Genomic DNA, 26,564 nt, shown 5'->3' with positions numbered 1-26,564 from the left:
GGAGGGGATTTTACCTTGATCGAGTCCCCATGACCCGTCATGAAAAGCAACGCCCGAGTACCGGTATCCGGGCCAGCATTGCCAGCGCCGCCGCTCGCCTGATGGCCGAGGATGGCATTACCGACTATCACCACGCCAAGAAGAAGGCGGCCCGCCAGTTGGGGGTCCCCGAACATTCGGCGTTTCCCGACAATGCCGAGGTCGAGGCCGAATTGCGCGCCTACCGGACCCTTTATCAGGGTGAAGACCATGTCGAGTTGATCGCTGCCTTGCGTCATACCGCGCTGGAGCTGCTCGACCTGCTGGCGGATTTTCAGCCTTACCTGACCGGTTCCGTGCTGGATGGGACGGCGGGTGAGCATTCGCATATCGATATCCTGCTTTTTGCCGATAGTGCCAAAGAGGTCGAGATCTTCCTGCTCAACCGCGGGATCGACGTTTCCCATGTCGAAGCACGCAATGAGCGGGTCGAGGCAGTGCTGCAAATGGAAACAGATACGGCCGATGCCAATCTGGTGATCTTGCCGCCGCACATGGAGCGGGTCAGCATGAAGCATCGCGATGGCCGTCCGCATGAGCGCATCCGGGCAGAAGCACTGCGTGCCCTGCTAAAGGATTAGACTGGACAAGTTGTTGCGATTTACGGCAAACTTGCAGCTATGACGAAGCGAAAAACTGCTTCCAAGTCGGTCGATAAGCCCCGCGTTCTGGTAATGCACGGGCCGAATCTGAACCTGCTTGGCACCCGTGAGCCGGAGCATTATGGCCGGGTTACCCTGTCGGATATCAACATGGCGCTGGCCCGCATGGCCGAAGGTGCCGGCGTTGAGCTGGAATCCTTCCAGAGCAATCATGAAGGTGCGCTGATCGAGCGCATCCATGCGGCTCGTGAACAGGGTGTCCGTACCATCATTATTAATCCTGCGGCTTATACGCATACCAGCGTGGCGCTGCGCGATGCTTTGGCGGCGGTAGCGATTCCGTTCGTCGAGGTACATCTTTCCAATGTGCATGCCCGGGAGCCATTCCGGCATCACTCGTATTTTTCGGACCTGGCTGTCGGCGTCATCTGCGGGCTGGGTCATGAGGGCTACCTGTTGGCCCTCGAATACATGCTTAACAAGCTTAATATTGAATAGTCCGGCTTCGGCCGGCTTCTTGCACCCAACGGGCGCAAAACAGAAGGGAGTTCCCATGGATCTGCGTAAACTCAAGAAACTCATCGACCTCGTTCAGGAATCCGGTATTTCCGAGCTGGAAGTGACCGAAGGCGAAGAAAAGGTTCGTATCGCCAAGCACTACGGTGCTGCCGTTGCCGCGCCGCAGCAATACTATGCTGCACCGCCCCCGATGGTGGCCGGTGCTCCGGCTGCTTCCACGGTTAATCTCGATGACGAAGACGAACTGCCGGAAGGCCACGTCGTCAAGTCGCCGATGGTCGGCACCTTCTACCGTTCGCCGTCGCCGGGTGCCGATGCTTTCGTGCAAGTCGGTCAGACCGTCAAGCAGGGCGAAACCCTGTGCATCATCGAAGCGATGAAATTGCTCAACGAAATCGAAGCCGATGCCTCTGGTGTGGTCAAGGCCATTCTTCTCGATAACGGCGAACCTGTCGAATTTGGCGAACCGCTGTTCGTGATCGGCTGAGTGGCCCATCATGTTTGAAAAAATCCTCATTGCCAACCGGGGCGAAATCGCGCTGCGTATCCAGCGTGCCTGCCGCGAGCTTGGCATCAAGACTGTGGTCGTGCACTCCGAGGCCGATCGTGATGCCAAGTACGTCAAACTGGCCGACGAGTCGGTCTGTATCGGCCCGGCTTCTTCTGCCCTCAGCTACCTGAACGTTCCGGCGATCATTTCGGCGGCAGAAGTCACCGATGCCCAGGCGATTCACCCGGGTTATGGCTTCCTGTCCGAGAATGCCGACTTTGCCGAGCGCGTTGAAACCTCCGGCTTCGTCTTTATCGGCCCGAAGGCCGAAACCATTCGCCTGATGGGCGACAAGGTGTCGGCCAAGGATGCGATGAAAGTGGCCGGTGTGCCCTGCGTTCCAGGTTCCGAGGGCGAGTTGCCGGATGACCCTAAGGAAATCGTCAAGATCGCCCGTGCGGTGGGTTATCCAGTGATCATCAAGGCCGCCGGTGGTGGCGGTGGTCGCGGCATGCGCGTCGTTCATACCGAGGCTGCCCTGGTCAATGCCGTGCAAATGACCAAGCAGGAAGCCGGCAGCTTTTTCGGCAACCCTGCGGTCTATATGGAAAAGTATCTGGAAAATCCGCGTCACGTGGAAATCCAGGTGCTGGCCGACCAGCATGGCAGCGCCATTTATCTGGGCGAGCGCGATTGCTCCATGCAGCGTCGTCACCAGAAGGTGATTGAAGAGGCACCGGCACCGCACATCGCGCCGCGCCTGATCAACCGTATTGGCGAGCGCTGCGCCGAAGCCTGTCGCAAGATCGGTTACCGTGGTGCAGGTACCTTCGAATTCCTTTACGAGAACAACGAGTTCTATTTCATCGAAATGAACACCCGTGTTCAGGTTGAGCATCCGGTGACCGAGATGATCACTGGCGTCGATATCGTTCAGGAACAGATTCGCGTCGCCTTTGGCGAAAAGCTGCGCTACAAGCAGAAGGACATTGTCTGCCGTGGCCATGCCATCGAGTGCCGTATTAACGCCGAAGATCCCTTCACGTTCGTGCCATCTCCCGGCAATATCACGTTTTATCACCCACCGGGTGGCCCAGGTATCCGCGTTGATTCGCACATTTATCAGGGTTACAAGGTGCCGTCGCATTACGACTCGATGGTTGCCAAGGTGATTTCCTATGGTGATACTCGCGAGCAGGCCATTCGTCGCATGCGCATCGCCTTGTCCGAGATGAGCATCCAGGGCATCAAGACCAACATCCCGTTGCACCAGGAACTGATGCAGGACGCCCGTTTTGTTGAGGGCGGCACCAGCATCCACTACCTTGAACAGAAACTCGCCGACAAGGGCGAAGTGAAGGCTTAGGCGATGGGCTGGCAAAATGTCAGTTTTCTGACCGATGTGTCCCATGCTGAGCCGATGTGCGATGCACTTCTCGAAGCGGGGGCGCTATCGGCCAGCATTGAGGATGCCGATGCCGGCACGCCGGACGAGCAGCCGCAGTTTGGCGAACCGGGTTCGGTAAATACACCGGGCTGGATGCATTCGCGCGTTGTCGTGTTGCTCGAACCGGATGCGGATATCGAGGCCCTCCTTGCTGAGGCGGGGGCTGCCATCGGCTTGTCTGAAATCCCGGCATATTCTGTCGAGAACGTCGCCGAGCAGAACTGGGTCCAGCTAACCCAGTCGCAGTTCGACCCGATCCGTGTCTCGGAGCGCCTGTGGATTGTTCCTTCCTGGCATGAAACTCCCGATCCGGCTGCGGTTAACCTGATCCTCGACCCCGGCATGGCTTTTGGAACCGGCTCGCATCCGACCACCCGGCTTTGTCTGGAATGGCTGGAGCGCAATGTCTCCGAAGCTTGCACGGTACTTGATTACGGCTGTGGCTCAGGCATTCTGGCCATTGCTGCGGCGCGCCTGGGGGCCGGCCATGTCGCAGGTGTCGATATCGATCCGCAGGCCGTTGAGGCGGCGCGCGCCAATGCCGAGCGCAATGGCGTGACAGCGTTGTTTGCTGATTCGGCGACGCCGGTCGCTGGCGAGTACGATGTGGTTGTTGCCAACATCCTGTCCAATCCCTTGCGTGTGCTCGCGCCTGCCATTTGTGCGCATGTCCGCCCGGGCGGCAAGTTGGCCTTGTCCGGTATCCTGCGCGAGCAGATCGACGAAATCATCGCCATCTACGCGCAGTGGATTCCGCTGCAAGTAGCCGATGTGCGTGAAGACTGGGTATGTCTGGCCGGGATCAAGCCCTGATGCGGACCCGCTGCCCGGATTGCGGCACGGTTTTCCGGGTCACGTCCGAGCAGTTGCGTCGCAAGGCCGGCAAGGTCCGTTGTGGACATTGCCAGTCGGTCTTCAATGCGTTTGATCAATGGCTATCTGACACCGACGAGCCGGAAGTCAATTCACCGCCTCCTGAGGAAGAAGCTTCGCTAGTCGAGCAACTGCAGACGGAGCCGGAAGCTGCTCTTGAAGAGCTAGCAGTCGAACCTGAGCCGGAGTTGGCGGAGCAGGTTGATACTCTGGTCGAAGAGCCATTTGAAGAAGTTATTGAAGTCCTGCCGCTTGAGATCATCGACAGCGAAGTGCCTGCCGAGCCCAATGCACTGACAGCGCCTGGCGAGTCCGAGCCCGAAAGCGTGCCGGGGAGTGAACTGCAAGCCCCATGCGACGACACGTTGCCGGAAGATAGCCAGGAAACCCCCGAAGAGTCGACCCAGGCGGCGCGTGACGCCGGCCTCGTTGCGGCACGGGAACTGAACGATACGACGGCCTACAATCGCTGGGCTGCCGGTACGCTGGCCAGCGATGGATTGGGTGGCTTCGCCAGTGAGTCGGCCAAGCGGGCGGTCTGGCCTTTCGTGCTGGTCTCGATTCTGTTGATCGTCGCCCTGCTTGGGCAATTGCTTTACTACTTCCGCAGTGAGATCGTTTTGCGGATGCCAAGTGCGGCGTCTCTGTATCAGCTGGTTTCGGTCGACATTCCGCTACCGCGTAATCCGGCCCTGGTTTCCATTGAAACCTCCGATCTGCAATCCGATAACGCCCGTGGCCTGTTCGTGTTGCAGGCGACCCTGAAAAACCGGGCCGATCACCCCCAGGCCTGGCCAGCGCTTGAGCTGAGCCTGACCGATACCAACGATTCCGTTGTTTCCCGACGGGTCATGTACGCTGCCGAATACTTGCCGCCCGGCACGGCTTCCGATCATTTCCCGGCCAACGGCGAAGTTGCTGTCCGACTATGGATCGAGGCCAAGGAAATCGGCGCCTCCGGCTATCGCCTTTACATCTTCTATCCCTGATTCTTTATGACGACACTGATCTGTGGTTCCCTGGCTTTCGACAACATCATGGTCTTCCCGGACCGCTTCAAGAACCACATCCTGCCTGAGCAGATCCACATCCTGAATGTGGCCTTCCTGGTTCCCGAGATGCGTCGTGAATTCGGCGGCTGTGCCGGCAACATCGCCTATAACCTGATGCTGCTTGGCGGCAATCCGACGATCATGGCCACCGTTGGCGATGATGCCGCGCCCTATCTTGATCGGCTCGACAGGCTTGGCCTGTCACGGAGCCATGTTCGCCAGATCGGCGGCAGCTTCACGGCGCAGGCTTTCATCACGACCGACCTCGACGACAACCAGATCACCGCTTTCCATCCAGGAGCGATGACGTTTTCGCATCTGAACAAGGTTGAAAGTGCCAATGCCAAGCTCGGCATTGTGGCGCCGGATGGCCGCGAAGGCATGATGCAGCACGCCCGTGACTTTGCCGATGCCAACGTGCCGTTCATTTTCGATCCGGGCCAGGGTCTGCCGATGTTCAATGGCGACGAGCTGCTCGATTTCATTCAGCTGGCCGATTACGCCTGCTTCAACGATTACGAGGCCAAGCTGCTGTGCGACCGCACCGGGCGTAGCCTCGAACAACTGGCTGGTAATTTGAAGGCCCTGATCGTGACGCGCGGTGGTGAAGGCTCGGAAATCTACACCGATGGCCAGCGTCACGATATCCCTTGCGTCACGGCCGACGAAATTCTTGATCCGACGGGCTGCGGCGATGCCTACCGTTCCGGCCTGCTCTACGGCATTGCCAATGGTTTCGACTGGCCGACAACCGGCCGCTTGGCGGCGGTGATGGGCGCGATCAAGATTGCCCACCGTGGTGGCCAGAACCACCAGCCGAGCCGCGAAGAGATTGCCGAGCGTTACCGCAAGGCTTTTGGCTCACTGCCCTGGTAAGGCGTATTTTCTGAAACATCGCTGTCATTTTCGGGCAAAGCGCTTGTAACAAGGCTCATCCAGACTTGTTCTCCACGAATACAAGGAGAACAAAGATGGAAAATATCCATAAGGCTGCGGGTCGCAGCCGTCCCGAAAAGAAGAGTCTGGCTGTTGGTTTTGCCCGCAGCCAGAGCGATATCCTCGATGCGCAACGCCTGCGCTACCGCGTGTTTGCCGGTGAAATGGGCGCCAACCTGCCCAGCCGGACGCCGGGCGTCGATCACGATATTTACGATCCGTATTGCCAGCACTTGGTCGTGCGCGATACGCAGAGTGGCGAAATCGTCGGTACCTACCGCATCCTGACACCGGAAAACGCTCGCCAGGTCGGCTACTACTCCGAAAATGAATTTGACCTGACCCGCCTTCAGCACCTGCGTTCGCGCCTCGTTGAGATCGGCCGCTCCTGCGTCCACCCGGATTACCGCACCGGGGCCACGATCACCCTGCTTTGGTCGGGTCTGGCCCAGTTCATGGTCGAGAACGGCTACGACTACCTGATGGGCTGCGCCTCGATCAGCATGGCCGATGGCGGCCATGCTGCGGCCAGCTTGTATAATCGTCTGGCTGCCGATCACCTCGGGCCGCAGGAATATCGCGTTTTCCCGCGTTGTCCGCTGCCGCTGGCTGCCCTGAAGCAGGATCGCCCGGCCGAAACCCCGCCGTTGATCAAAGGCTACCTCCGTGCGGGGGCCTGGATTTGCGGTGAGCCGGCATGGGATCCTGATTTCAACACGGCCGACCTGCCGATCCTGATGCCGATGGCCAAGGTTTCCGGTCGTTACGCCAAGCACTATCTGGGATAAGTAGTCTGAACCAAACCAACTTAGCGATTCGCGCCTTCCGGATTTTCCGCATCGCCCTGCTGGTCATCAGCGGGGCGCTCTTTTCGCTGTGTGTTTTTCCGCTCTGCAGTGACCGCCAGCGTCTGGCCCTGAAAGCCAGCTGGTCGGCCGCCTTGCTTGATGCCTTGGGCGTCGAGGTCGAGGCCGACCTGACGCATGCCGTTCCTGGTGCGCTGATCGTCGCCAACCATATCTCGTGGATCGATATCTACGTGATTAATGCAGCCCTGCCCGCTGCTTTCGTGTCGAAGGAAGAGGTACGCCACTGGCCGCTGATCGGCTGGCTGGCAGCAAAGAACGACACGGTCTTTCTGCGTCGAGGCAGCCGCGGTCACGCCAGGATCATCAACCAGCAAGTGGCTGAAATTCTGGATAAGGGCAAGCATGTGGCAGTCTTTCCCGAAGGAACGACTACCGATGGTCGGAGCCTGTTGCATTTTCACGCAGCACTGATTCAGCCGGCGCTGGCTGCCGGCCGGCCGGTGTTACCGGTGGCCATTTCCTATTGGGAGTTGGATGGCCAGCGCAGTCTGGCGCCGCGTTACGATGGCGAGATTTCCATGGGCCAGTGCACATCGGCAATTCTCGGCCGCAAACGCCTGATTGCCCGACTGGTGACCACACCGCTGCGTGGTCTGAATGGTGAGGATCGCAAACAGGTGGCGGCAGATGCGCGTGAAGCTATCGCTTTAGCGGCAGGGCTTCCGTTGGTGAGCAGTCCACTTGAAATACCTGACGGTCTTCCAGCCGAACCGCAGTCAGATGGCCGCCCCACAGGCAACCGGAGTCCAGTGCCAGCAGATTTGGCGTGACTTTCAGGCCGAGGGCCGACCAGTGGCCGGTGACCAGTACCGATTTGGCACTTTTCCGGTCAGGCAGGTCGAACCAGGGGATGTGGCCGGCGGGGGCATTCGACAGCTTGCCCTTGACCTTGAATTCCATGACCCCGTCCAGCGTACAGAAACGCATCCGGGTCATCGCGTTGACGATGACGCGCAAGCGAGCCCAGCCTGACAGGTTATCCGACCAGCCGGCCGGTTCACTGCCCCACAGGTTCAGGATGAATTCGCGGAAATCAGGCCCTTGCAACGTAATTTCGACTTCGCGGGCCAGTTCGCGGGCGCGCGAAGCTGTCCATTGCGGCAGCAGCCCGGCATGCACGAGGCAGTACTCGCCTTCGGTGTGGCAGATCGGCTGGTGACGCAGCCAATCGAGCAACTCGGCACAGTCCGGCGCGTCGAGGATTTCCTGCAGCGTGTCGTCCTTGCCGCGAAACTTGGCGCCACCCTCGGCGACCATCAGCAGGTAGAGGTCGTGATTGCCGAGAACGGTCAGCGCGGCCGGCCCCAGGGACTTGATCAGACGTAGTGTGGCCAGGGATTTCGGGCCACGATTGACCAGGTCACCGACTAGCCAGAGCCGGTCGCTGGCGGGGTCGAAGGCGCAGCGCTCGAGAAGTCGTTGCAGCGAGTCGTAGCAGCCCTGAATGTCGCCGATGGCATAAGTGGCCATTTGATTACTCGACGGTCACCGATTTCGCGAGATTGCGCGGTTTGTCCACATCGGTTCCTTTGACCAGGGCAGCGTGGTAGGAGAGCAATTGCAAGGGAATGACGTGCAGAATTGGCGACAGTTCGCCGTAGTGTTCCGGTAAACGCAGGACGTGCACGCCTTCGGATTCCTGGATTTCCGAATCGGCATCGGCAAAAACGTAGAGTTCGCCGCCGCGGGCCTGAACTTCCTTGAGATTGGACTTCAGCTTGTCGAGCAACTGATCGTTGGGCGCAACGGAAATAACCGGCATGTTGGCATCAACCAGCGCCAGCGGACCATGCTTCAGTTCGCCGGCTGGATAAGCCTCGGCGTGGATATAGGAGATTTCCTTGAGCTTTAGTGCGCCTTCCATGGCGATCGGGTAATGCCGGCCACGCCCGAGGAACAGGGCGTGATGCTTGTCGGCAAAACGCTGGGCCCAAGCCTTGATCTCGTCCTCTAGCTCAAGCACTTTGTTGACGGCCACTGGCAGGTGACGCAACTGGTCGATAAAGGCGCTTTCCTGATCCTGAGTCAGGCGGCCCTTGACCTTGGTCATGACCAGCGTCAGCAAGAAGAGGGCGGCGAGCTGGGTGGTGAAGGCCTTGGTCGAGGCGACGCCGATTTCCGGGCCGGCGCGGGTGATGAAGCGCAGCGCGCATTCGCGGACAATGGCGGATTCCGGCACGTTGCAGATGGCCAGGGTCTTGGTCTGGCCCAGCGACTTGGCGTGACGCAGGGCTGCCAGCGTGTCAGCGGTTTCACCGGACTGGGAGATGGCGACGATCAGCTGGCGCGGATTGGCGACCGAGGTGCGGTAGCGGTATTCGCTGGCGATTTCAACATTGCACGGCACGCCGGCAATGGCTTCGAGCCAGTAGCGGGCGGTGTAGCCGGAATGGCTGCTGGTGCCGCAGGCAAGAATGAGGATTGAGTCGACATCGGCGAGCATATTGCCGGCTTCTGCGCCGAAAATACCGGGCTGTATGGTCTTGCTGCCACCGACGATTTCCAGCGTGTTGGCCAGTGCTTCCGGCTGCTCGAAGATTTCCTTCTGCATGTAGTGCTGGTAGTTGCCGAGCTCGACCGCGGCGGCCGACAGCTGGGAAACATGAACCGGGCGTTCCACCGGTGTGCCATCGAGGCGGGTGATCTTGACGCTGCTTGCGGTCAACTCGGCAATGTCACCATTTTCCAGATAGACCATGTTGCGGGTGACTTGCAGCAGGGCCGAGGCATCTGAGGCCGCGTAGTTGCCGGTATCCGAGACGCCGAGCAGGAGCGGCGAGCCTTCGCGGGAAACGACCACCTTGCCGGGCTGATTGTGGTCGATGACGGCGATCGCGTAGGCACCGACCAGACGACGGCAGGCAAGTTGCACAGCCTTGAAGAGATCGGGCTCGCTCTTCAGCGTCGCCTGGATCAGGTGGGCGATGCTTTCGGTGTCGGTGTCCGAGGTGAAGACATAGCCTTGGGCGCTCAGTTCAGTGCGCAGGGACTCGTAGTTCTCGATGATGCCGTTATGGACAACGGCGATGGAGCCGGAAACGTGTGGATGGGCATTGCGCTCGCAGGGGATGCCATGCGTCGCCCAGCGGGTGTGGGCGATCCCGGTGACGGAGCTGGTGCTGGCCGAGGCGATTTCCAGCTCGGCCACCCGGCCGACCGAACGGACGCGTTCGATCGCGGTGCTGCCGATGACGGCCAGACCAGCCGAATCATAGCCGCGGTATTCGAGCTTCTTCAGCCCTTCGACGAGGACAGGGACGATATTTTTGCCGGCGGCTGCCGCGACGATGCCACACATAACGAATCCTTAAACCTTGTAGTAGTCGCGATACCACGCGATGAATTTGCTGACACCTTCCTGAACGGAGGTGCCAGGGACGAAGCCGACCCAGTCATTGAGCAGATCGGTGTTGGCGTAGGTGGCAGGGACATCGCCGTCCTGCAGCGGCAACAGGCGCTTTTCGGCCTTCTGGCCAAGGGCGGTTTCGATGGCGCCGATGAAGTCGAGCAACTGCACCGGATTGTTGTTGCCGATGTTGAACACCCGGTAGGGGGCATTGCTGGTCGCCGGATCGGCGGAGAGCGAGTCGTATTCGGCATTGGCCGCGGCATTGCGATCCATCACGCGGATGACACCTTCGACGATGTCGTCTACGTAGGTGAAGTCGCGTTTCATGTTGCCGTGGTTGAAGACATCGATCGGCCGGCCTTCGAGGATGGCCTTGGTGAACAGGAAGAGCGCCATGTCCGGACGTCCCCACGGGCCATAGACCGTGAAGAAGCGCAGGCCGGTCGTCGGCAAGCCATAGAGGTGGCTGTAGGTGTGGGCCATCAGCTCGTTGGCCTTCTTGGTTGCGGCGTAAAGGCTGACCGGGTGGTCGACGCTATCGTGCTCGGAGAAGGGCATCTTGGTGTTGCCGCCATAGACGCTGGAACTGGAGGCGTAAACCAGATGCTGAACCTTGTGGTGGCGGCAACCTTCAAGAATATTGATGAAGCCGACCAGATTGCTATCGACGTAGGCGTGCGGGTTCTGGATCGAATAGCGGACGCCGGCCTGGGCGGCGAGGTGGATGACCTTGTCGAATTTCTCGTCGGCAAACAGCTTTTCCATGCCGGCCCGGTCGCCCACATCCAGTTTGACGAAGCGGAAGCCGGGGAGGGCAGTCAGGCGCTTCAGACGGTTTTCCTTGAGCGACACTTCGTAGTAGTCGTTCATGTTGTCGAGACCGACCACCTCATCGCCGCGGGCCAGCAGGCGCAGCGAGGTAGTCATGCCGATGAATCCGGCAGCGCCGGTCACGAGAATTTTCACGGAATCACCTTGGGGAGAGAGTCATGCGATTTTACCGCAGTGCAGCATTTGATCGCTGTTTTTCAAAGAGTTTGGCATATTTCATGAAGCTGTTGAAACAGCCGATGGCGATGTGAATCAGGCCGGGCAGGCCATCACGAAAGCCCTGGCGGACCAGGTAAAACTTGATGAAGCGGATGATCGGGCTGAAGGCGAGGCGCGCGAACGAGGCGCGCTTGCCTGCCGCGGCGGCCATTTCGGCCGCTAGTGTCGTATAGCGGTTTTGCTTGCCGAGATAGATGGCGAGGGTTTCGGCTGAGTCGTGCAGCAGATCGCCTTTCAGGGTGCCGACAGCGCCGTTGGCGATTACCTTTTCATGGACGGCGTCGTCGGACCAGCCTGCCTGGCGGCGGTCGAAAAGACGCAGCGACCAGTCCGGATAGCCCTCGCCGTACTTCAGGTAGCGACCAAGGAAGCGGTTGCAGCGGGCAAATCGGAATGCTGCGCTCGGCGGCGATTGCAGGGCATTTTCGATGGCCGCCTGCAATTCCGGCGACACCCTTTCGTCGGCATCGAGGCAGAGAACCCAGTCGTGGCTGGCGGTGTCGACTGCGAATTGCTTTTGCGGCCCGAAACCCAGCCATGCCTGTTCGATGACGCGAGCGCCGTAGCGTTCAGCCAGCGCCTGTGTGCCATCCGTGCTGCCGGAATCGACGACAACAATTTCGTCGGCAAAGCCAGCACTCTTCAGGCAGTCCTCCAGCTGGGAGGCGGCGTTGAGCGTGATGATTGCAACGGAAAGCGGCTGGCGCGTGGCGGGCATTTATAATTGCGGCTTCGAAAGCCGTGATTTTATCCGCCGATGCGCATTCTGATCGTGAAAACTTCCTCGCTCGGCGACGTCATCCACAATTTGCCGGTGGTTAGCGATATCCGACGGCATTTTCCGGATGCCGAAATCGACTGGTGCGTCGAGGAGAGTTTTGCGGCTATTCCGCGTCTGCATCCCGGTGTCGGAACAATCATTCCGGTGGCCATCCGGCGCTGGCGGAAGAATCTGCTGAAGACTGATACCTGGCGGGAGATTGCCGAATTCCGGCGTCTCTTGCAGGTTCGCGCTTACGATGCCGTGATCGACACGCAAGGCCTGCTGAAAAGTGCACTGATCGCCAGCCAGGCGAATGGGCCTGTCCTGGGCTATGCGGCAGACTCGGCTCGGGAGCCGATTGCGGCGCGCTGCTATGACCGTCGCTTTCACGTTTCACGGGAACTGCACGCCGTCGCGCGCAATCGTCGTTTGGCCGCAGCGGCGCTGGGCTATGCTGCCGAGTCTGAACTCGACTACGGTATCGAAGCTGGTGCTGCAGGGTTCGACTGGTTGCCGCATCGGCCTTTTGTCGTTTTCCTGACAGCGACCAGCCGCGATGACAAGTTGTGGCCGGAAGCGAACTGGCTGAGTTTGGGGGCGCGTTTGAACTCGCTGGGTTTGAGCTCCGTGCTGCCCGGCGGCAGTGCGGTCGAACGGGAGCGAGCTGGCCGGCTGGCGGCCGGCATTCCCGGCGCGGTGGCTGCTCCGGCGATGAGCATTCCCGACCTGGCTTCGCTGCTCGCCGGAGCCCGAGCCGCCGTTGGTGTCGATACCGGTCTGACCCATTTGGCGGTGGCCTTGAAGGTGCCCACGGTGGCTCTTTATACCGCCACCGATCCTGACTTGACCGGGGTGCTCGGGGCTGGTTTTTATCGCAATCTTGGTGGTAAAAAACAGATCCCGTCGCCCGACGCCGTGCTTGGCGAATTGCAAATGGCGCTTGGCTGATGGCGCGCATCGCCTACTCGCTGCTGCTCTATCTGATTACGCCGCTGATCTGGCTGCGTTTGCTGTGGCGAGGCCGTAAGCAACCCGAGTATCTGGCAAACCTCGGCGAGCGCTACGGTTTCTATCCTCAGTCTGCGCCGGCCAAGCTGATCTGGGTGCATGCCGTGTCGGTGGGTGAAACCCGCGCTGCCCAGCCCTTGATCGAGGGGCTGCGGAGCCGCTGGCCCGAGCATCGCATCCTGCTGACCGGCATGACCCCGACCGGGCGGGCAGCGGGGCTGGAGGTCTATGGTGACAAGGTCGTTCAGGCTTACCTGCCCTATGATTATCCGGGCGCCGTGGCCCGCTTTCTGCGGCATTTCTCGCCCGCCTTTGGCGTGTTGATGGAAACTGAAATCTGGCCCAATCTGCTGGCCGGCGCCAAGCAGCAAGGTGTTCCAGTGGTGTTGGCCAATGCGCGCCTGTCGGTTCGTTCAGCCCGTGGTTATGGTCGTTTTTTGGGCTTGGTCGGTCCGGCCTTTACCTCGCTGAGCGGTGTGGCAGCACAGACTCGCGGGGATGCTGAACGCATCGTCACCCTAGGGGCGAAGACGGTCGAAGTCTGCGGCAACCTGAAATTTGATGTTACCCCGCCGGCCGACAAGATCGCGTTGGGGCAGGCATGGCGACAGGCGATCGGCCAGCGCCCTGTCTGGCTGGCGGCGAGCACGCGTGAGGGCGAGGAAATGCTGGTGCTTGAGGCGTGGCGTCGTGTCGCCATTCCGGGGGCGCTGCTGGTGCTGGTGCCGCGCCATCCGCAACGCTTTGACGAGGTGGCTGATTTGCTGAAACAGCAAGGGGGGCGCAGTTCCCGGCGGAGTACCGGCCTGCCGGCCCCTGATACGCAAATCTGGCTTGGTGACAGCATGGGCGAAATGGCCGCTTACTTCACGCTGGCCGACTTGTCCTTTATCGGCGGCAGTTTGCTGCCGCTGGGCGGGCAGAACCTGATCGAGGCGGCCGCTTGCGGATGCCCGGTGCTTGTCGGGCCGCATACCTTCAATTTCCTGCAGGCGACTGAAGATGCCATCGTTGCCGGTGCTGCGCAACGTGTTGAGAATTCGGAAATGCTTGGGGCCGCGGTCGAGCGCCTGTTAAACGGGCCGGCTGAATTGGCGGCGATGCGCGCCGCGGCCAGCGCGTTTGCCTGCGCGCATCAAGGCGCAGCAGAGCGGATACTGACGCTTATTGAGCGGTGGACGGGTCGAGCAGGGCGTTGATCTGGGCGACATCATCTTCGCCCAATGAGCCGGTTGCTGCCTTCAGACGCAGTTGCGACATCAGCGTATCCAGTGTGGCTTTGGCCAGATCGCGTCGCGTGACGTAGACCTGGTTTTCGGCGTTCAGCACGTCGATGTTGATGCGAACGCCGACTTCGTAGCCCAGCTTGTTCGATTCCAGTGCTGATTGTGATGAGATTAACGCGGCTTTCAGGGCTCTGACCTGGGCCAGCCCATTGCTTACGCCGAGATAGTATTGCTGCGCAGACAATGCGGCACCGCGGCGAGCCGTTTCGAGTGCGGATTGCGCCGCGCCACGATTGGCGGCCGCTTCACGTTGACGCGAAACGGTCAGGCCGCCCTGAAACAGCGGAATATTGACTTGAACGCCGACGTTCTTGAAATCGGTGTCATAGACGCCGAAAGTCGAGGCGTAGTTCTTTGAATAGCCCTGGTTGGCGACCAGGTCTACGGTCGGATAGTGTCCAGCCCGTTGTTTGTCGACTTCACGGGCTGCGATGTCGGCATTGGCCTGTTGCACCTGAACCGTGATGCTGTCCTTTTCGGCGGCTGCCACCCACTGTTTCATGTCGTTTGGCTGCGGCGGCGATAGCTCGGCATCCTTGCGCGTCGTCGCCAGTGGCCCCGGCTCTTTGCCGATGATGGCCTGCAAGGCGCGTTGGCGGATTTCATAATCGCTTTCGGCGGCAATTTCCTGAGCGATCGCCAGATCGTAACGGGCTTGTGCCTCGTGCGTATCGGTGATGGTCGCGGTGCCGACTTCGAAATTCTTCTTGGCTGACTCGAGTTGCTGGGCAATGGCGGCCTTGTTGGCGCCAACTGCCTTCAGGTTTTCGACGGCATAAACCACGTCGAAATAGGCTTGTGAGACACGCAGGATCAGGTCTTGTCGGGCCTGAACGAAATTGGCTTCAGCCTGGGCAACCTGCAGCTTCGATTGGTCGTAGGAAACCCAGTTTTGCCAGCGGAACAGCGGCTGGCTGAGCGTCAGTTGGTAACCGTTGGAGTTGTAGTGCGGCTTGGCGATGGTCGGTCCGTTGTGGGCCGAGAGTTCATTCTCGTTCCACACGGTGTTGCCGGACAAGGTCAGGCTGGGTAATAACCCGGCGCGTGCCTGTGGCGACTTTTCACGTCCGGCATCGAGCGTTGCCCGGGCGGTGGCAAAGGTCGGATCGTTGTCCTGCGCGTCGCGATAAACCTGCATCAGGTCGGCGGCAAAGAGTGGGGAGGCGAGCAGCGGCGAAACGATCAGCCAAGCGAGTTTTTTCATGCCTTCCTCAATAACGACGCATGGTCGGGTCGACTTCGCCAGCCCAGGCCTCGACACCGCCCATCAGGTTGTATACGGCACCAAAGCCCTTGCGCTCAAGAAACATGGCGACCTGCATGCTGCGGCCGCCGTGATGACAGATCACGACCACATCCTGCGTCGAGTCAATTTCGTCGCAGCGGGTCGGGACCAGATGCATGGGAATATGCTGCGAACCTTCCAGTTGGCAGAGTTCGAGTTCCCACGGTTCGCGCACATCCAGCAGAACGGGCTTGGGCCGGGCTTCGTCGGCCAGCCATTCTGCCAGTTGTTGAGCGCGAACCTGTTTCATCAGAAAGTGAAGCTGGCCTTGGTTTCGATACCGTCAAGGGCTGGAATGACAGTTTCGAACAGGTTGACGGTGTTATAGATGCCTTCACCCGTGCAGGTGATCAGTTGGGCTTCCATGACCGGTGCTTCGCCGACGACGACAGCCAGGCGGCCGCCGACGCGCAATTGCTTGAGCAGGCTGGCAGGCACGGTCGGCAGGGAGCCAGAGACGACGATGGCATCGTAGGGGCCGCGCTGCGACCAGCCTTCGGCACCATTGCCAACTTCGAGCGTGACATTGGCAACGCCGGCGCGTTCAAGGTTTTCCTTGGCGATAGCGGCCAGTTCAGGGCGAGATTCAACGGTGACGACGTGCTCGGCGCGGGCAGCCAGCAGGGCGGCCATATAACCGCTGCCGGTACCGATTTCGAGCACCTTGTCGGTTTTCTTGAGCACCAGTTCCTGCAGCATCTTGGCTTCGATCTTTGGTGCCAGCATGACTTGGCCACCGCCCAGCGGGATTTCCATGTCGGCAAAGGCCAGGTTGCGATAGGCCGGGGGGGTGAAGTCTTCGCGCTTGACGACGAAGAGCAGGTCGAGAACCTGCGGATCCAGAACCTCCCAGGGTCGGATCTGCTGTTCGATCATGTTGAAGCGCGCTTGCTCGATGTTCATTTGGGTCTCCGCAGGCATAATATTAGCACAAGCTAATATATAGGTTCCGACAAATCAAAATTATACCTGACTCTCTTTTTCCAGCCTGCGCAAACCTTGCCGCAGTATGTCCATATGGATCTGCAGATACTGCTGCGGATCGGTTTGGCTGCCTTGGCAGCAGTTCATTGAAAAACGCCAGATCAGCAGCATCAGGATCGGTGCAATGAGCACGTCGATCGTTGTTTCAACGTCCATCGGCCGGAATTCGCCGCTGTTCATGCCGCGGCGCAGTGTTGATCCGACCAGCGCCCGGCTGCGGTTGATGACATTTTCGTAATAGAAAGTCGCCAGCTCGGGAAAGTTCCTGGCCTCGGCCACCATCAATTTCGGAATGCCGGCAAAAGCCGTCTGGCCGATTTTCGTCCACCAGTTATCGAGCAGTTTTTCCAGCAGATCGAAGCTGCTGCTCGTGTGCTTGGCCGCGATGGCTTCATTTTCGGCGATGATCGGAATTACACCTTCCTGGATCACTGCCTTGAACAAGGCTTCCTTGTTCTCGTAATAGAGATACAGCGTACCCTTCGAAACCCCCGCCTTGGCAGCGACATCTTCCAGTCGGGTCGCGGTGAAGCCTTTTTCAACAAACAAATGGAGGGCTGCACCAAGAAGTTCCGATGGGCGGTCTTCCTTGCGACGTTTGCGGGGGGCGGGTATTGCTGACATGGGTAACTTAATGACTCGTTGGTCATTAAGTTACCACTCTGCCTCGTTTCAGGTCAACGGCCTTCCTTGATCAGGCGTCCGCCGGAGGGCTGGATCGGCCGGGCGTTGTTTTTGTACAGGCGGCTGAAAATGTTGATCTGATCCTGCGAAACTTGCACCGGTTGTTTCATGACCAGCCACAGCACCCCTTCGGAGCACGGTGGCGTGGTCAGCGAGCCCATGTAGGTGTAGTAGTTGCGGGTAGCTGGTAGCAGGGTGTTCAGATCGATGGTAGTCGTCGGAGGGGCAACGGCCATGTTCTTTTCCAGTGGCATGTTGTTCCACAGCGTCTGGATGAAGGGGTTCTCGGTACCACGTTCGAGCAGCACGGCGACAACAGCGAGTTGCCCGTCATCCGACTTGTGCACCAGATGGACGACCATGTCGAAGCGCTGGCCGTTTACCTTTTCTTCAGACGGGCGATGGAAGTGGAACTGGACCAGTTCATAGGTTTTGCCGGTCAGAGAAATCGAGCCATCGCCGACTTCAACCTGCACGGTATGGCCGTTGTCGACGATCCTGAAGGTAGAGGGCTGGTACTTGAACTTGATCGGCTCCAGGTCGACCTTGATGCCGTCCTTGATGTCGATTGGTGACTGGCGCTCGCCGATCGCGCACACCTTGTTCTTCGGGTCGAGATTGGGCCAGTTTTCCGGGGCGCCGGCACCATCGTAGGCCCAGTGAATTTGGGCGTGCTGTGCGGCAGGTTCGGAATGAGTCAATTCCAGCATATAGCCTTCAGACCTGGCTGGCTTCCTGGCTTTGGGCGCTGGGGCTGGGGTGGTGTGCACGACGACGGTCGCCGCTTTTGCCGGGGCCACTGCTTTGGCCGGCGCAGCTGCCGGCGTTGGGGCTGGTGCCGTCTCCTTGGCGCTTTCCGTTGCTGCCTTCAGGTTTGGGCGGATCGAGGGAATGGCGCCGTGTTCCGCTTCCTTGTCCGGCACATCGCTGGCCTTGATGGTTGCCGGCTTTTCGGCCTTGGCCATTTCCTTCTTGAGCAGCGCGTCGTTGGCAGCCTTCAGTTCGCCAGCTGCTTCATTGGCTTTTTTGGCCAGTTCTGCCGGGCTTTCCTTCGGCGGGCGGCAGACTTCACGCAATACCTTGTCGTCCAGCGTGCCGGTGCGTACCGGGAGGTCGGAGCCCTTGATTTCTTCCTCGCGGATGACTTCGTTTTCGTTTTTCTTGAAAATGCGTTTGATCGTGTTGGCGTTGCGCGTGTTGCAGTCGTAGCGGGTAATTGCTTCGATGACCCGGTAGCCGGCGCCTGATTTTGCGTCAGTCAGCTCTTTTTCAAGGACGATGCGCCCTTGAGCCTGCACGGTGCTCCCTTCGCGCTTCAGGCTGGTGCGGTCGATCTCGATGCGCTTGCCCGGTTCTGACGAGATGGTTTGCCAGGTTGGGGCAGCCGAAGCAGCCCAAGGCAGGGCGGCCAGCAGGCTGGCGATGATCAGGTGGCGCATCTTGGTTCCCTCATTTTTCTTTAGTATTCCGCGGCTTGTCCAAGATATTTCGGCTGATTTCTGCAAATCTTGAGCGCACTTTGTCATTCCTTGCATTTTGCCTGTATTTCCAGTAACTTGCAGCCCACTCGTTAGGGGTGCCAACCGCAAAACTTGGCTGAGAATTACCCTTCGAACCTGACCGGGTCATGCCGTCGTAGGGAAACGAACTCTGTCGTTGGAACCAGATCGCTCCTTGCCCGTCTTACCTGCTACAAAATGCATGGAGCTTCAATGAACGCCACCGAACAATTCCTCGCCGCCAACGCCCACGTCGACGAGGCTGCAGTCCAGCCGCTGCCCAATTCCCGCAAAATCTACGTTGAAGGTTCGCGCCCGGATATTCGGGTGCCGATGCGCGAAGTGTCGCAGGACGACACGCCGACCGCCTTCGGTGGAGAAAAGAACCCGCCGATCTACGTCTATGACTGCTCCGGCCCCTATTCCGACCCGGCCGCCAAGATCGACATCCGTTCCGGCCTGCCGGCGCTGCGTGCCCAGTGGATTGCCGAGCGCGGCGATGTCGAGGCGCTGGCCGATTTGAGTTCCGAGTTCGGCCGCCAGCGTGCCGCCGACCCAAAACTCGACGAACTGCGCTTCCCCGGCCTGCACCGCAAGCCGCTGCGCGCCAAGGCCGGTCAGAACGTTTCGCAGATGCACTACGCCCGCCGGGGCATCATCACGCCGGAGATGGAATACGTCGCCATCCGCGAGAACAACAACCGCCGCGCTTACATTGAAAGCCTGAAGGCCACCGGCCCGATGGGTAACCGGATGGCCGACATTCTCGGCCGCCAGCACAAGGGCCAGGATTTCGGCGCCAGCATTCCGGAAGAAATCACCCCGGAATTCGTCCGCAGCGAAATCGCCCGCGGCCGCGCCATCATCCCGAACAACATCAACCACCCGGAAAGCGAGCCGATGATCATCGGCCGCAATTTCCTGGTCAAGATCAATGCCAACATCGGCAACTCGGCGCTCGGCTCCTCGATTCAGGAAGAAGTCGAAAAGATGACCTGGTCGATCCGCTGGGGCGGCGACACGGTGATGGACCTGTCCACCGGCAAGAACATTCACGAAACGCGTGAATGGATCATCCGTAACAGCCCGGTGCCAATCGGCACGGTGCCGATCTATCAGGCGCTGGAAAAGGTTAACGGCAAGGCCGAAGACCTGACCTGGGAAATCTTCCGCGACACACTGATCGAACAGGCCGAACAGGGCGTCGACTACTTCACCATCCACGCCGGCGTCTTGCTCCGCTATGTGCCGATGACCGCCAACCGCCTGACCGGCATCGTTTCCCGCGGTGGCTCGATCATGGCCAAGTGGTGTCTGGCCCATCACAAGGAAAGCTTCCTCTACACGCATTTCGAGGAAATCTGCGAAATCATGAAGGCCTACGACGTCGCCTTCAGCCTCGGCGACGGCCTGCGTCCCGGTTCTATCTACGATGCCAACGACGAAGCGCAACTCGGCGAATTGGAGACGCTGGGCGAACTGACCAAAATTGCCTGGAAGCACGACGTTCAGGTCATCATCGAAGGCCCGGGTCATGTGCCGATGCACATGATCAAGGAAAACATGGACCTCCAGCTCAAGCATTGCGACGAAGCTCCGTTCTACACCCTCGGTCCCTTGACCACCGATATTGCACCGGGCTACGACCACATCACCAGCGGCATCGGTGCCGCGATGATCGGCTGGTACGGCACTGCCATGCTCTGTTACGTCACGCCGAAAGAGCACCTTGGCCTGCCCGACAAGGATGACGTCAAGGAAGGCATCATCACCTACAAGCTCGCCGCCCACGCCGCCGACCTCGCCAAGGGCCATCCCGGCGCGCAGATCCGCGACAACGCGCTTTCCAAGGCACGCTTCGAATTCCGCTGGGATGACCAGTTCAACCTCGGCCTCGACCCGGACAAGGCGCGCGAATTCCACGACGAAACCCTGCCCAAGGAATCAGCCAAGGTCGCTCACTTCTGCTCCATGTGCGGCCCGCACTTCTGTTCGATGAAGATCACCCAGGAAGTCCGGGAGTTCGCTGCACAGCAAGGGCTGGATGAAGCGGCTGCCCTGGAGAAGGGGATGGAAGTGAAATCGGTTGAGTTTGTGAAGGCCGGCGCTGAGGTTTATAGCAAGATCTAAATCTCGCCAAGCGGCTTGGAAAAAAGGAAAGGCGGCTGATTCAGCCGCCTTTTTCTTTTTGTCGACGATGTCTCAGGCAAACCCCCTGAAATAAATTGCAGAAACCTCATTTACGACCATTTACATCTCCCTGACATCGCTTAACCGGCCTGGGATGGAGTATTCGTCCTGTCGTCGGGCGCTGCCCGAATCCCCAAGCGAAAGGATGAGATATGGATTTGCCCAGGTTGAGTTGGAAGCGGTTTTTGCTTGCTGCAGGTGTTTCCCTGGCGGTGCCGTTGCTTGCGTTGGCGGTGAATCAACGAGCTTCGGCCTGTGGTGTCGGGCCCGGGATGGAGGGCGGGAAAATGCCGCCCTATCTGCATTCGCTGAATTTGAGCGAAGCGCAGTGTGACCAGGTGTTCGAAATCATGCACGGCCAGATGCCGGCCATGCGCGACAAGGGCAAGGCAGTGCGCAATGCGGAAGAGAATTTGCGTAAGCTGGTGTTGTCGCCGGAGTACAGCGAGCCGAAGGCGCGCGAGTTGGCCAATGATGCGGCCAAGGCGATGAGCGAGATGTCACTGGCGCGGGCCAAGGCAGAGCGCCTGGTGTACGAGGTGCTGACGCCGGAACAGCGCAAGCTGCTGGCCGATCGAAAGGCACTAGGCGAGCCGCCGATGGAAAATCGTGGCGACGGTCCTCGTGGCCGCGGCGATGAACGCCACCAGCCGCCTCCCGGGCGCTGAATCATAGCTTTTGGCCGGCGCCGCGCCGGCGTCGGCCACCCTGCCTCCCCCCTTGCCCGCCCCGGCTCAACGAGTGGTCGCGGCGGGCCTTTTTACATCGTTTAACGCCTGTGAAGATCGCAGGCTGTGAAAATATCGGGATGAGATACCTATCGTTTTCAAGGGTGCCGACGTGTTGCCTGTCGCTTGCCGTTTTAATGAGCGCAGGCCTGTTGAGTGCCTGCACCGGGCTGCCTTCGCTTGGCCCGGATTATCAGGCGCCGGCCTGGACGATGCCGAATCGCTGGCTGGCCGCAAAGCCGGCGGCTACCAATTCGGCGCTCAAACAGGGCGTTGATCTGAAAATTGATTCCGTCTGGTGGCGGCAACTGGGCGATCCGGCGCTTGATGCCTTGATCGCCGTCGCCCAGTCCGGCAGCCTCGATCTCAAGGCGGCGCAGGCTCGCTTGCGGCAGGCGCGGGCCAGTCGGGCGCAGGTGGTGAGCGGTTATTTTCCGCAAGTGTCGGCGTCGACTGGCGCCAGCCGGACGAAGAACGCCACGGCAGTCAGCACCCTGCCGACCCGCACGCTGTACGACGCCGGTTTCGACGCCAGTTGGGAGCTTGATCTTTTCGGCGGCACGCGGCGGGCGGTCGAGGCGGCGAGTGCCGATCTGGCGGCGAGCGAGGCCAGTCTGGAAAACGTGCAGGTGTCGCTGCTTGCCGAAGTGGCGCAGAACTATGTTGAGTTCCGCGCTTACCAGTCGCGGCTGGTAATTGCCCGGGCCAATCTGGCCAGCCAGACCGAAACGGCGCAGATCACTGAATGGCGTGAGCAGGCTGGGCTGGCCAGCAACGCTGATGTCGAGCAGGCGCGGACCAGCCGCGAGCAAATGCGGGCCGGCATGCCGGATCTTGAGGTCGGGCTGGCGGCGGCGGAAAACCGGCTGGCGACCTTGCTTGGCCGGCAACCTGGCGCCCTGCATGAACAGTTGTTGGCCGCGCAGTCCCGGCCGGTGGCGCCGCCGACGGTGGCGACCGGCATCCCGGCCGATGTGCTACGTCAGCGGCCCGATCTGATCGTTGCCGAGCGCACGCTGGCGGCGGAAACGGCGCGTATCGGGCAGCGACAGGCGGCGCGCTTTCCCAGCCTGTCGCTGGGTGGCTCGTTCGGCTGGCAGGCTTACAGCCTCGGCGCGCTGGGCGGCAGTGCCAGCTTGGTGCGTGCAGCGAGCGGCACGCTGGCGGCAACCTTGTTTGACGGCGGCAAGCTGCGCAGCGCAGTGGAGTTGCAGACGGCGGTGCAGGAAGCGGCGCTGGTGGCTTACGAGAGCGCCGTGTTGACTGCGCTGGAAGAGGTCGAAAACGCGCTGACCGCCCATGCGCAGGCCCGCGATCGGGTGGTCGCCCGTGAAGCGGCGGCCTTCTCGGCGCGCAACGCGGCGACGTTAAGCCGACAGATGTACGAAGCCGGCCTCGCCGACTTCCAGAAAGTGCTGGAAACCCAGCGCACCCAATTGACGGCCGAGGATTCGCTGGCCACCGCCCAGTCGGCGGTGCTGACCACGCTGATCCAGCTCTACAAGGCGCTTGGCGGCGGTTGGTCGGCCTATGAAAGTGATCGAACATGACGCAAAGTACGGATTCCCAAAGCGCGGATACCTCGTCGGCGGCGCTCGTTGCGCTGCTCAGCAAGAATGCCAACCAGGGCAGCGGCCGGCGACGGCTGTGGCTGATCGGCGGCGGCATTGCCGTCGTGGCTGTGCTGCTGGTGGTTTTGTCCGGCGGCAATGGCCAGCCTGCCGGGCAGTTTCTGACCGAGGAGGCGGTTCTCGGCAACCTGCTGGTCACCGCCTCGGCCAGCGGCACGCTGCAGCCGACCAAGTCGGTCGATGTCGGCTCCGAGCTTTCCGGTACCTTGGCCAGCGTGCTGGTGCAGGAAAACGATGTGGTCAAGAAAGGCCAGTTGCTGGCTCAGCTCGACACCGCCAAATTGAAGGACGCCGTGGCCAAGTCGCAGGCCGCCGTGGCTGCGGCGGAGGCCTCGGTGGCGCTGGCGCAGGCGACGGTGGCTGAAACGACGGCCTCGCTGAATCGCATGCGCCAGGTCGCCGAGCTTTCCGGCGGCAAGGTGCCGGCCAAGACCGAGCTGGAGACGGCCGATGCGGCGCGGCAACGGGCCATCGCCACTCTGGCCAGCGCCCGGGCCGACGTCGTGCAGGCGCGGGCGACGGCGAAAACGGATGAAACCAATCTCGGCAAGGCGACCATCCGTTCGCCGGTCGATGGCGTCGTGCTGACCCGCAAGGTGGAGCCGGGCCAGACCGTGGTGGCGGCGATGACGACGCCGGTGCTTTTCGTGCTGGCTGAGGATCTGGCCAAGATGGAACTGCAGGTCAAGGTCGATGAGGCCGATGTCGGCAATGTCAAAATCGGCCAGACGGCCAGCTTCACCGTGTCGGCCTGGCCGGGGCGCAAGTTTCCGGCGAGCATCCAGCGCGTCGGGCTGGGTTCGACGACGACCGATAACGTGGTCACCTACAAGACCATCTTGCGGGTCAATAACGACGACCTCGCGCTGCGCCCGGGCATGACGGCGACGGCCGCCATCGTCACGGCTAGCCGCGACAAGGTGCTGCTGGTGCCCAACGCGGCGCTGCGTTTTACGCCGCCGGGCGAGGGGGCGGCGACGAAAGAGCGCGGCCTGGTCGCCCGCCTGATGCCCGGCCCGCCGCCGGAGGCGCCGAAGAATCGCCCGGCTGCGGCCAAGGGCAGCGGCGACGGGCAGGTCTGGGTGCTGGTCGATGGCCAGCCGCAGGCGGTGGCGCTGAAAACCGGCGTCAGCAACGGGCGCCTTACCGAGGTGCTGGGCGGCGATTTGCCGGTGGGTGCGGCGGTTATTTCCGACTATCAGGCGGCGAAAAAGTGAGTTGTCACACCCCAAGAGTGCTGATGAGGCCCCTGCATAGCAAGACGGCCAGCACAGCTGGCGCGTCGCTGTGGATTCCTTCGGGGCGCGGTCAACCAGAAAAAACGGCCAAAATTGAAATGACGGCGAGGTTGCTGTGAGTGCGCCCTTGATTGAATTGCGCGGCATCACCAAGACCTACGGTCAGGGGCAGGCGGCGTTTCAGGCCCTGCGTGGCGTTGATCTGACCATCGAAGCCGGTGAATTCGTGGCGGTGATGGGGCCGAGCGGTTCCGGCAAATCGACGGCGATGAACCTGCTCGGCTGCCTCGATACGCCGACCTCGGGCGAATACCGTTTTCAGGGCATCAACGTCGAGCAACTCGACCGCAACCAGCGGGCCTTGCTGCGTCGGCAATGTCTTGGCTTCGTTTTTCAGGGCTTCAATTTGCTGGCGCGCACCTCAGCGCAGGAGAACGTCGAGCTGCCTCTGCTCTATCGCGGCGAACCGGCCGCAGTGCGCCACGCTGCGGCGCGGGCGGCTCTCGCCAAAGTCGGCCTCGACGGCTGGGAAACGCACACCCCGGCCGAGCTTTCCGGCGGTCAGCAGCAGCGTGTCGCGATTGCCCGGGCCATTGTCACCAACCCGCTGGTGCTGCTCGCCGACGAGCCGACCGGCAACCTCGACAGCAAGCGCAGCCACGAGATCATGGAGCTGCTCGGGCGGCTGAACAGCGAACAACGCATCACCATCATCATGGTCACCCACGAGCCGGATATGGCGCACTACGCGCGGCGCATCGTGCATTTTGTCGACGGGTTGGTGGACAGCGACAGCGCGACGGAGGCAGCATGATTTTGAACGCACTCCTGCTCGCCCTGCGCGAGATTCGCCGCAACCTGCTGCGCTCCTTCCTGACCGTGCTCGGCATCGTCATCGGCGTCGGCGCGGTGATCACCATGGTGACGCTGGGCAACGGCGCGACCAAGATGGTTTCCGATCAGATTGCCAGCCTCGGCAGCAACCTGCTGATGGTCATGCCCGGCCAGCGCCTCGGCCCGGGGCGCGACAGTGCCGGCGCGCCGAAATTCAAGATCGCCGATATCGAGGCCATCCAGCAACAGGTCAATGGCCTCAAGGCTGTGGCGCCCGTCGTCGGCAGCCCCGTAACGCTGGTCGTCGGCACGCAGAACTGGTCGTCGACGGTGAGCGGAACAACCAACGACTACTTTATCTCCGGCAACTGGAAAATCGCCGCCGGGCGGCAGTTCACCGATGACGAGGAACGCGCCGGCAAGGCCGTTTGCGTGGTCGGTAATACCGTCAAAAAGGAGCTGTTCGGCGCCGGCAATCCAGTCGGCAGCAGCATCCGCGTCAAGACCTTCGACTGCGAGGTGATCGGCCTGCTCGTCGCCAAGGGCCAGGGCGGCATGGGCCAGGACCAGGACGACACGGTGCTGATGCCGCTGCGCACCACGCAACGCCGGCTGACCGGCTCGCTCGATATCGGCAATGTCATGGTCTCGCTCAAGGACGGCACTGACGCGACCGTCGCCATCGCCCAGCTGCGCAGCCTGCTGCGCGAACGCCGCAAGCTGGCCGAGAACGCCGACGACAATTTCAACGTGATGGACACCAAGCAGATCGCCGAAACGCTCTCCGGCACCATCGGCACGATGACCGCGCTGCTCGGCGCGGTGGCCGCCGTCAGCCTGCTCGTCGGTGGCATCGGCATCATGAACATCATGCTGGTGTCGGTCACCGAACGGACGCGGGAAATCGGCATCCGGCTGGCCATCGGGGCGCTGGAAAACGAGGTGCTCTGGCAATTCCTGATCGAAGCCGTGGTGCTCTCCGCCTGCGGTGGGCTGGTCGGCGTGGGGCTGGCTTTTGTCGCCTGCCTCGGGCTGTCGTCGCTGATGCACATCCCTTTTATGTTCAACCCGGCCATCAACCTGACGGCCTTTGGCTTCTCGGCAGCGATTGGAGTGATTTTCGGCTACGTGCCGGCGCGCCGGGCGGCGCAACTTGACCCGATCGAAGCGTTGCGGCACGAGTAGTGTTTGCGAATTTTGGCCGTTTT

General features: G+C 60.8%; 25 protein-coding genes, 1 pseudogene and 1 riboswitch. Of the genes and pseudogenes, 17 read left to right on the top strand and 9 right to left on the bottom strand.

Annotated features, from left to right (window positions below):
• Positions 1-29: 29 nt before the first annotated feature.
• The 9 genes and pseudogenes from DARO_RS20100 to DARO_RS23400 form a co-directional block, all read left to right on the top strand.
• Positions 30-620 (top strand): hypothetical protein, encoded by a 591-nt coding sequence (locus tag DARO_RS20100; RefSeq protein WP_011289664.1) that lies wholly within the window; start codon positions 30-32, stop codon positions 618-620.
• Positions 621-659: 39 nt separating this feature from the next.
• A complete protein-coding gene (gene aroQ / locus DARO_RS20095) occupies positions 660-1,139 on the top strand; it encodes a type II 3-dehydroquinate dehydratase (RefSeq protein ID WP_041224564.1) in 480 nt (159 codons plus the stop codon).
• A 55-nt stretch (positions 1,140-1,194) separates the two neighbouring features.
• Positions 1,195-1,647 (top strand): acetyl-CoA carboxylase biotin carboxyl carrier protein, encoded by a 453-nt coding sequence (gene accB, locus DARO_RS20090; RefSeq protein ID WP_041224563.1) that lies wholly within the window; start codon positions 1,195-1,197, stop codon positions 1,645-1,647.
• A 10-nt stretch (positions 1,648-1,657) separates the two neighbouring features.
• On the top strand, positions 1,658-3,016 hold the full coding sequence (gene accC, locus DARO_RS20085) for an acetyl-CoA carboxylase biotin carboxylase subunit (protein ID WP_011289661.1): 1,359 nt from the start codon (positions 1,658-1,660) through the stop codon (positions 3,014-3,016).
• A gap of 3 nt (positions 3,017-3,019) precedes the next feature.
• Positions 3,020-3,910, top strand: a complete 891-nt coding sequence (prmA, locus tag DARO_RS20080) for a 50S ribosomal protein L11 methyltransferase (RefSeq protein WP_011289660.1) — start codon at positions 3,020-3,022, stop codon at positions 3,908-3,910.
• Positions 3,886-4,959, top strand: coding sequence for a DUF3426 domain-containing protein (locus tag DARO_RS20075; protein WP_011289659.1), 1,074 nt, complete (start codon positions 3,886-3,888; stop codon positions 4,957-4,959). Before prmA ends, DARO_RS20075 begins: the two co-directional genes overlap by 25 nt.
• Positions 4,960-4,965: 6 nt before the next feature.
• Positions 4,966-5,898 (top strand): carbohydrate kinase family protein, encoded by a 933-nt coding sequence (locus DARO_RS20070; protein ID WP_011289658.1) that lies wholly within the window; start codon positions 4,966-4,968, stop codon positions 5,896-5,898.
• A 95-nt stretch (positions 5,899-5,993) separates the two neighbouring features.
• On the top strand, positions 5,994-6,746 hold the full coding sequence (locus DARO_RS20065; protein WP_011289657.1) for a GNAT family N-acyltransferase: 753 nt from the start codon (positions 5,994-5,996) through the stop codon (positions 6,744-6,746).
• Positions 6,747-6,898: 152 nt separating this feature from the next.
• Positions 6,899-7,276, top strand: a pseudogene (locus DARO_RS23400) (lysophospholipid acyltransferase family protein); the annotation flags it as partial.
• Between the two features lie 190 nt (positions 7,277-7,466).
• Here DARO_RS23400 and DARO_RS20055 read toward each other — a convergent pair.
• Genes DARO_RS20055 through DARO_RS20040 form a run of 4 tightly spaced genes read right to left on the bottom strand, consistent with a single transcriptional unit; the run spans position 7,467 to position 11,944 of the window.
• Complete coding sequence (locus tag DARO_RS20055; RefSeq protein ID WP_011289655.1) at positions 7,467-8,297, bottom strand: symmetrical bis(5'-nucleosyl)-tetraphosphatase; 831 nt, start codon at positions 8,295-8,297, stop codon at positions 7,467-7,469.
• Positions 8,298-8,301: 4 nt separating this feature from the next.
• Complete coding sequence (gene glmS, locus DARO_RS20050; protein ID WP_011289654.1) at positions 8,302-10,125, bottom strand: glutamine--fructose-6-phosphate transaminase (isomerizing); 1,824 nt, start codon at positions 10,123-10,125, stop codon at positions 8,302-8,304.
• 9 nt (positions 10,126-10,134) lie between these two features.
• Positions 10,135-11,142, bottom strand: coding sequence for an NAD-dependent epimerase (locus DARO_RS20045; RefSeq protein WP_011289653.1), 1,008 nt, complete (start codon positions 11,140-11,142; stop codon positions 10,135-10,137).
• Between the two features lie 31 nt (positions 11,143-11,173).
• Positions 11,174-11,944, bottom strand: coding sequence for a glycosyltransferase family 2 protein (locus DARO_RS20040; protein WP_011289652.1), 771 nt, complete (start codon positions 11,942-11,944; stop codon positions 11,174-11,176).
• A 39-nt stretch (positions 11,945-11,983) separates the two neighbouring features.
• Here DARO_RS20040 and waaC point away from each other — a divergent pair, with 39 nt between their 5' ends.
• The gene (waaC, locus tag DARO_RS20035; protein WP_011289651.1) at positions 11,984-12,937 is read left to right on the top strand and encodes a lipopolysaccharide heptosyltransferase I; all 954 of its coding nucleotides are present in this window, start codon (positions 11,984-11,986) and stop codon (positions 12,935-12,937) included.
• Positions 12,937-14,196 (top strand): lipid IV(A) 3-deoxy-D-manno-octulosonic acid transferase, encoded by a 1,260-nt coding sequence (waaA, locus tag DARO_RS20030; RefSeq protein WP_011289650.1) that lies wholly within the window; start codon positions 12,937-12,939, stop codon positions 14,194-14,196. Before waaC ends, waaA begins: the two co-directional genes overlap by 1 nt.
• Here the strand turns inward: waaA and DARO_RS20025 are convergent.
• The 5 genes from DARO_RS20025 to DARO_RS20005 are packed head-to-tail and all read right to left on the bottom strand — an operon-like array spanning position 14,162 to position 18,675.
• A complete protein-coding gene (locus tag DARO_RS20025) occupies positions 14,162-15,487 on the bottom strand; it encodes a TolC family outer membrane protein (RefSeq protein WP_011289649.1) in 1,326 nt (441 codons plus the stop codon). The two genes, waaA and DARO_RS20025, sit on opposite strands and share 35 nt — an antisense overlap.
• A gap of 7 nt (positions 15,488-15,494) precedes the next feature.
• Positions 15,495-15,818, bottom strand: coding sequence for a rhodanese-like domain-containing protein (locus DARO_RS20020; protein WP_011289648.1), 324 nt, complete (start codon positions 15,816-15,818; stop codon positions 15,495-15,497).
• Complete coding sequence (locus DARO_RS20015; RefSeq protein ID WP_011289647.1) at positions 15,818-16,471, bottom strand: protein-L-isoaspartate O-methyltransferase family protein; 654 nt, start codon at positions 16,469-16,471, stop codon at positions 15,818-15,820. Before DARO_RS20015 ends, DARO_RS20020 begins: the two co-directional genes overlap by 1 nt.
• A 60-nt stretch (positions 16,472-16,531) precedes the next feature.
• Entirely contained in the window at positions 16,532-17,176 is a 645-nt protein-coding gene (locus tag DARO_RS20010; RefSeq protein WP_011289646.1) for a TetR/AcrR family transcriptional regulator, read from the bottom strand.
• A gap of 53 nt (positions 17,177-17,229) precedes the next feature.
• Positions 17,230-18,675, bottom strand: a complete 1,446-nt coding sequence (locus tag DARO_RS20005; protein WP_011289645.1) for a carbonic anhydrase family protein — start codon at positions 18,673-18,675, stop codon at positions 17,230-17,232.
• A 123-nt stretch (positions 18,676-18,798) separates the two neighbouring features.
• A riboswitch (TPP riboswitch) is annotated at positions 18,799-18,895 on the top strand.
• 53 nt (positions 18,896-18,948) lie between these two features.
• Here DARO_RS20005 and thiC point away from each other — a divergent pair.
• The 6 genes from thiC (at position 18,949) to DARO_RS19975 (ending at position 26,541) form a co-directional block, all read left to right on the top strand.
• Positions 18,949-20,865: a phosphomethylpyrimidine synthase ThiC gene (gene thiC, locus DARO_RS20000; protein WP_011289644.1), complete on the top strand. Its 1,917-nt coding sequence runs from the start codon at positions 18,949-18,951 to the stop codon at positions 20,863-20,865.
• Between the two features lie 212 nt (positions 20,866-21,077).
• Positions 21,078-21,593, top strand: a complete 516-nt coding sequence (locus DARO_RS19995; RefSeq protein ID WP_083761560.1) for a Spy/CpxP family protein refolding chaperone — start codon at positions 21,078-21,080, stop codon at positions 21,591-21,593.
• A 197-nt stretch (positions 21,594-21,790) separates the two neighbouring features.
• Positions 21,791-23,203 (top strand): efflux transporter outer membrane subunit, encoded by a 1,413-nt coding sequence (locus DARO_RS19990; protein WP_497463006.1) that lies wholly within the window; start codon positions 21,791-21,793, stop codon positions 23,201-23,203.
• Positions 23,200-24,501 (top strand): efflux RND transporter periplasmic adaptor subunit, encoded by a 1,302-nt coding sequence (locus DARO_RS19985; RefSeq protein WP_011289641.1) that lies wholly within the window; start codon positions 23,200-23,202, stop codon positions 24,499-24,501. The genes DARO_RS19990 and DARO_RS19985 overlap by 4 nt, the downstream gene beginning before the upstream one ends.
• 136 nt (positions 24,502-24,637) lie before the next feature.
• On the top strand, positions 24,638-25,336 hold the full coding sequence (locus tag DARO_RS19980) for an ABC transporter ATP-binding protein (protein WP_011289640.1): 699 nt from the start codon (positions 24,638-24,640) through the stop codon (positions 25,334-25,336).
• The gene (locus DARO_RS19975) at positions 25,333-26,541 is read left to right on the top strand and encodes an ABC transporter permease (protein WP_011289639.1); all 1,209 of its coding nucleotides are present in this window, start codon (positions 25,333-25,335) and stop codon (positions 26,539-26,541) included. The genes DARO_RS19980 and DARO_RS19975 overlap by 4 nt, the downstream gene beginning before the upstream one ends.
• Positions 26,542-26,564 lie beyond the last annotated feature (23 nt).

The organism is Dechloromonas aromatica RCB, assembly GCF_000012425.1.
The sequence above is the reverse complement of the archived record's forward strand: the minus strand, read 5'-3'. Positions and strand labels throughout refer to the sequence as shown.

Bases quoted from the DNA above. Each gene is read 5' to 3' on its own strand.
- DARO_RS20100 (WP_011289664.1), top strand. From the start codon at position 30: ATGACCCGTCATGAAAAGCAACGCCCGAGTACCGGTATCCGGGCCAGC.
- aroQ (WP_041224564.1), top strand. From the start codon at position 660: ATGACGAAGCGAAAAACTGCTTCCAAGTCGGTCGATAAGCCCCGCGTT.
- accB (WP_041224563.1), top strand. From the start codon at position 1,195: ATGGATCTGCGTAAACTCAAGAAACTCATCGACCTCGTTCAGGAATCC.
- accC (WP_011289661.1), top strand. From the start codon at position 1,658: ATGTTTGAAAAAATCCTCATTGCCAACCGGGGCGAAATCGCGCTGCGT.
- prmA (WP_011289660.1), top strand. From the start codon at position 3,020: ATGGGCTGGCAAAATGTCAGTTTTCTGACCGATGTGTCCCATGCTGAG.
- DARO_RS20075 (WP_011289659.1), top strand. From the start codon at position 3,886: ATGTCTGGCCGGGATCAAGCCCTGATGCGGACCCGCTGCCCGGATTGC.
- DARO_RS20070 (WP_011289658.1), top strand. From the start codon at position 4,966: ATGACGACACTGATCTGTGGTTCCCTGGCTTTCGACAACATCATGGTC.
- DARO_RS20065 (WP_011289657.1), top strand. From the start codon at position 5,994: ATGGAAAATATCCATAAGGCTGCGGGTCGCAGCCGTCCCGAAAAGAAG.
- DARO_RS20055 (WP_011289655.1), bottom strand. From the start codon at position 8,297: ATGGCCACTTATGCCATCGGCGACATTCAGGGCTGCTACGACTCGCTG.
- glmS (WP_011289654.1), bottom strand. From the start codon at position 10,125: ATGTGTGGCATCGTCGCGGCAGCCGCCGGCAAAAATATCGTCCCTGTC.
- DARO_RS20040 (WP_011289652.1), bottom strand. From the start codon at position 11,944: ATGCCCGCCACGCGCCAGCCGCTTTCCGTTGCAATCATCACGCTCAAC.
- waaC (WP_011289651.1), top strand. From the start codon at position 11,984: ATGCGCATTCTGATCGTGAAAACTTCCTCGCTCGGCGACGTCATCCAC.
- waaA (WP_011289650.1), top strand. From the start codon at position 12,937: ATGGCGCGCATCGCCTACTCGCTGCTGCTCTATCTGATTACGCCGCTG.
- DARO_RS20025 (WP_011289649.1), bottom strand. From the start codon at position 15,487: ATGAAAAAACTCGCTTGGCTGATCGTTTCGCCGCTGCTCGCCTCCCCA.
- DARO_RS20020 (WP_011289648.1), bottom strand. From the start codon at position 15,818: ATGAAACAGGTTCGCGCTCAACAACTGGCAGAATGGCTGGCCGACGAA.
- DARO_RS20015 (WP_011289647.1), bottom strand. From the start codon at position 16,471: ATGAACATCGAGCAAGCGCGCTTCAACATGATCGAACAGCAGATCCGA.
- DARO_RS20010 (WP_011289646.1), bottom strand. From the start codon at position 17,176: ATGTCAGCAATACCCGCCCCCCGCAAACGTCGCAAGGAAGACCGCCCA.
- DARO_RS20005 (WP_011289645.1), bottom strand. From the start codon at position 18,675: ATGCGCCACCTGATCATCGCCAGCCTGCTGGCCGCCCTGCCTTGGGCT.
- thiC (WP_011289644.1), top strand. From the start codon at position 18,949: ATGAACGCCACCGAACAATTCCTCGCCGCCAACGCCCACGTCGACGAG.
- DARO_RS19995 (WP_083761560.1), top strand. From the start codon at position 21,078: ATGGATTTGCCCAGGTTGAGTTGGAAGCGGTTTTTGCTTGCTGCAGGT.
- DARO_RS19990 (WP_497463006.1), top strand. From the start codon at position 21,791: ATGAGCGCAGGCCTGTTGAGTGCCTGCACCGGGCTGCCTTCGCTTGGC.
- DARO_RS19985 (WP_011289641.1), top strand. From the start codon at position 23,200: ATGACGCAAAGTACGGATTCCCAAAGCGCGGATACCTCGTCGGCGGCG.
- DARO_RS19975 (WP_011289639.1), top strand. From the start codon at position 25,333: ATGATTTTGAACGCACTCCTGCTCGCCCTGCGCGAGATTCGCCGCAAC.